The organism is Rectinema subterraneum (assembly GCA_009768935.1).
GTDB classification, from domain to species: domain Bacteria; phylum Spirochaetota; class Spirochaetia; order Treponematales; family Rectinemataceae; genus Rectinema; species Rectinema subterraneum.
The window spans coordinates 1-4,342 of record WESA01000094.1 but is presented as its reverse complement, the minus strand read 5'-3'; the positions used below and the strand labels follow the sequence as shown (position 1 = coordinate 4,342).

General features: G+C 56.4%; 3 protein-coding genes. 1 reads left to right on the top strand and 2 read right to left on the bottom strand.

All coding sequences use genetic code 11. The features are described 5' to 3' along the window. A partial coding sequence (locus tag GAP13_RS12750; protein ID WP_158908670.1) for an aminotransferase class III-fold pyridoxal phosphate-dependent enzyme occupies nt 1–975 on the top strand: 975 nt, incomplete at its 5' end. A gap of 57 nt (nt 976–1,032) precedes the next feature. Here GAP13_RS12750 and GAP13_RS12745 read toward each other — a convergent pair. Further along, on the bottom strand, nt 1,033–2,181 hold the full coding sequence (locus tag GAP13_RS12745) for a DUF819 family protein (protein WP_158908669.1): 1,149 nt from the start codon (nt 2,179–2,181) through the stop codon (nt 1,033–1,035). Nucleotides 2,182–2,497: 316 nt separating this feature from the next. Next, nucleotides 2,498–4,342: type I restriction endonuclease subunit R (locus GAP13_RS12740; protein ID WP_158908668.1), on the bottom strand; the 1,845-nt coding region annotated here is incomplete at its 5' end.

Genomic DNA, 4,342 nt, shown 5'->3' with positions numbered 1-4,342 from the left:
GAGCGCCTTATCGGTCTCGTCGATGGTATGGACTGGGCGGTCTTCGTCAAGAACGGCACCGACGCAACTACCCTCGCCACGTCGATCGCTCGCGCGGATACCGGAAAGCAGATTATCATCGCCGCGGAAGGAGCCTATCATGGGGCGGCAAATTGGTGCTCGACCAATGTGTTTCCCGTGTTCACACTGGCCGAGCAGCGCGATGTGCGATATTTCCCATATAATGACGTTGCAGCGCTCGAGGCGCTATTCCGCCAGCACAGAGAGAAAATCGCCTGTGTGATACTCACCCCCTACCACCATCCCACCTACAAGCCACAGCAGCTCCCAACGCCAGAATTTATCGCGACTGTTGAACGGCTCTGCCACAGCGAGGGCGCCTATTTCATCATGGACGACATCAGGGCTAATTTCAGGCTGAGCATGAAGGGCAGCCACAGCTTCTTCGGTGCGCATCCCGACATGATCACCATGGGCAAGGCGCTCGCGAACGGCTATCCGCTCTCGGTGCTCCTCGGCACAGAAGGGCTCAAGAAAACAGCTTCAAGCTTTTTCATCACCGGAACCTACTGGATGTCCGCCGTACCGATGATCGCCGCAATGGCCACGCTCGACGAGATGGAGCGCTTGGGCGGCACGGAGCGGCTTGCGCAGCTGGGGCGCATGCTCAAGGAAGGGCTTGAATCGCTCGGGCGGGAAGCTGGTTTTTCCGCGCGCATCTCGGGGCCGCCCGCGATCCCCTATCTGACCTTCGATGAGGACCCGGACCTCTTCCTCAATCAGCGCTTCTGCGCGGCGATGGCTGACCGGGGCGTATTCATGCATCCGCACCACAACTGGTTCATTTCGCTCGCGCACACTGAAGCGGATATTGCGCAGACGCTGGAGGCGGCCAAGGGCGCATTCGCGCAGCTGCGCGATTCGCGCAAACCTGTCACTCTGCATCAATCCTTTACACAAGGTTCAGAACACTAATGAAAGCTTGCACGGTGGGCGTCCGGTCGGAACACTGCCTCTGCAAAGCGGGCCGCGCTATCCCCCGATCGCTTTGAAAAGCTGAGCGAGCGCGATCCCAAGGTAGTTTCCAACCGCATACCCGATAATGCCGGTCGTTATCCCCGGCAGAATCAGCTTGCGCGCCTTGAGCGAAACGGCCACCACGCCGACGAACGGCGGCGAGCAGATGGCCGACGTGGACACGATCAGCATCGTATCGACATCGATATTGAAAAGCGCGCACAGCGCCGCATGCAGCACAAAAGACCCGAACAGCACGATCGCCACATAGATGAAGTATGTGCCCGCGCTGTTGAATATTTGCGTGATATTTCCCATCGCACCGACAGCGACCGCAAACACATACAGAAAGTATTCGCCGGTTGCGAAGGTCATCGGGAGCGTGCGGATCCGCGGCACGAACGATGCCGCAAGCGCCATGCTCGTGATGAGCAGAATCGTTACCATCGTCTGGAAATCAGGCGGCACCAGCATCGAAACGCCGAGCGACACGCCCACAATAGCCAGCGCAAGCCCGAACCCTGATACAATCTTTTTCCATAGTCCCTTTCTGAAATAATCCGAGAACCTCGTGGTGAAGCTCAAGTTTTCCGGTGATGCGATATTGCCGTCCCAGTTTTTCAGCGGCAATATATGTTTGAGGATCGGCTTTGCGATACTCATCACTATGAGGAGGTATATAGCCGAAAGCACGATATCTGACGTATGCACAGCGAGATACACATTTTTATCGACATTGAGCGCAGTCTTTATGGCTGCCAGATTCGGCGTGCCCCCGGTATAGAGTCCCACCAGCAGTCCTGCTACATTTGCAGACTCGGCACTCTTCGTTCTGAAAAATGCGTACGCAATGCCCGAGACCAAACTTACCGAGAGTGCGGCAAGCACAAAGGCTAGAATTGCTTTGCCCGAAAGCTCCTTCCATTTCTTGATGTCGACCGAAAACAGCAACAGTGGAATCGATATTGCCACCGCGACGCTCGAGAGCGTGTCGAGCAGCGCGCTCGCCGACGCCGGCAGGATTCCTATGTTGCCCAGCGCGAGCCCTGCGATATAGCACACGATCAGTGTGCTCCATTTTGCCATGAATCTAACTCGCTCTTTGAGATAGAGAAGCAGAACCGGAAAGAGCAGGGTGAAAAGAATCAGCAGTATGTCTGACATAGCGTATCCTTTCGGAGCAGCACAGGCTTGCGATCAGCGAGGCAAGCGAGCGCGAATGATTTCCAGCGCTATTCTAGTACGGCTCGATGCATGTGACCAGCGCCGGCTGCGTGAGATTTCTCATGTCAGAAAGGTTCTGCAAGATTTCGATTCTGTCTTTTCGGACGATGTATTTATGAATTGAACTAGTCTAGGTTTCTTCTGAGGCGGAATCGATTTTTTCTTCACTTCATGTGCATTTTGTCATGGCGATTCACAATCAGGATCGTGCTTGTGTCTGAATGAGGGGGTTAGTTCAGAGCACGCAGAGACGAAATTACGCTGCCGTCCATTCTGCAGAGAGAAGTGCCGCCTGTTCCAGCACTGTCTGGGTTGCTTTCTCCTGTTTGTCGGGAGGATAGCCATATTTTCGCAGAATGCGTTTGATGAGCACGCGCAATTGGGCTCGCACGTTTTCGCGCAGGGTCCAGTCGATGGTCACATTGTTGCGAACGATGTTGACCAGTTCGCGCGCAATGCTCCGCAAGGTCTCGTCGCCGAGCACCTTGACGGCGCTGTCGTTCGTTTCGAGTGCATCGTAGAAGGCCAGTTCGTCTTCGGTCAAACCCAGCTGCTCACCTCGCGCGCTGGCTTCGCGCATTTCCTTTGCCAGCTGAATCAGCTCTTCAATGACCTGGGCTGCTTCGATCGCGCGATTCTGATAGCGGCGGATGGTCTGTTCCAGCATTTCCGCGAAGGAGCGAGCCTGTACCAGATTTTTCCGACGTCGGGTTGCCAGCTCGCCTTTCAGCAGTTTCTGGAGCAACTCGACGGCAAGGTTGCGCTGTGGCATGCCGCGAACTTCGGCAAGGAATTCATCCGACAGAATCGAAAGATCGGGCTTCTCGAGCCCTGCGACCGCAAAAATATCCACGACGCCTTCGGGGGCGATCGCGCGGGAAATAATCTGCCTTACCGCGTGATCGAGTTCCTCCTCCGGCTTGGTATCGCCGGGGACGCGCTTGGAAAGGGCGGTCTGTACTGTCTGGAAAAATGAGACATCGTCGCGGATGGCGAGCGCTTCTTCGTGCGGTACTGCGAGCGCAAAGGCTTGGGAGAGTTCCCGTACGGCGTGCAGGAAGCGCTCTTTGCCGTTTTCCTGGGCCAGAAGGTGCTCAAGCGCCGATGGCAGAAGCCCGAGCCGTTCGGCGGGGGTGCCCGTCGTCCACGTGGAGCGATCGAAGCCATGGAAGAGCCCGCAGCAGATCTCGTACTTTTCGCGCATGACCGCGATGGCCTCGTCCAGATTGATGGCCGTACTGCCCGTGCCGCCGCTTTCGGTGTAGGTTGCCAGTGCTGCTTTCAGTTCGTGCGCCAGTCCAAGATAATCCACGACCAGGCCACCGGGTTTGTCCTTGAAGACGCGATTGACACGGGCGATCGCCTGCATGAGTCCGTGCCCGCGCATTGGTTTGTCGATATACATGGTATGGAGGCTCGGGCAATCAAAGCCGGTGAGCCACATGTCCCGAACGATGACGAGTTTGAATGGGTCGGCAGGATCGCGGAATCGATCGGCAAGGGCTTCGCGGCGTTTTTTGTTGCGAATATGGCACTGCCAGTCAATGGGATCTGATGCCGAGCCGGTCATTACCACCTTGATGGCGCCTTGCTCGTCTGCCTCGCTTGCCCACTCCGGCCGCAAGCTGACGATTTCGCGATAGAGCTCCACACAGATGCGCCGGCTCATGCACACCACCATCGCCTTGCCGTCCATGGCTTCGAGCCGCTGTTCGAAGTGTGTGACGATGTCCTGAGCCACAAGCCGCAGCCGTTTTTCAGCACCGACAATGGCTTCGAGCTGCGCCCACTTGGTTTTGAGTTTTTCCTTGCGCTCGACCTCTTCGCCTTCGGTTACTTCTTCGAAATCTTCATCGATCTTTGGCCGTTCGGCCTCGTTGAGAGCGAGTTTGGCCAGTCTGCTTTCGTAGTAGATCGGTACGGTGGCACCATCTTCGACGGCGCGCTGGATGTCATAAATGCTGATATAGTCGCCAAATACTGCGCGTGTGTTTGCATCGGCCTTCTCGATGGGGGTGCCGGTAAAGCCAATGAATGAGGCATGAGGCAGGGCATCGCGCATGTGACGGGCGTATCCATCGATAAAGTCGTACTGGCTGCG

Coding starts and splice junctions, on each gene's coding strand:
- GAP13_RS12745 (WP_158908669.1), bottom strand. CDS start 2,181: ATGTCAGACATACTGCTGATTCTTTTCACCCTGCTCTTTCCGGTTCTG.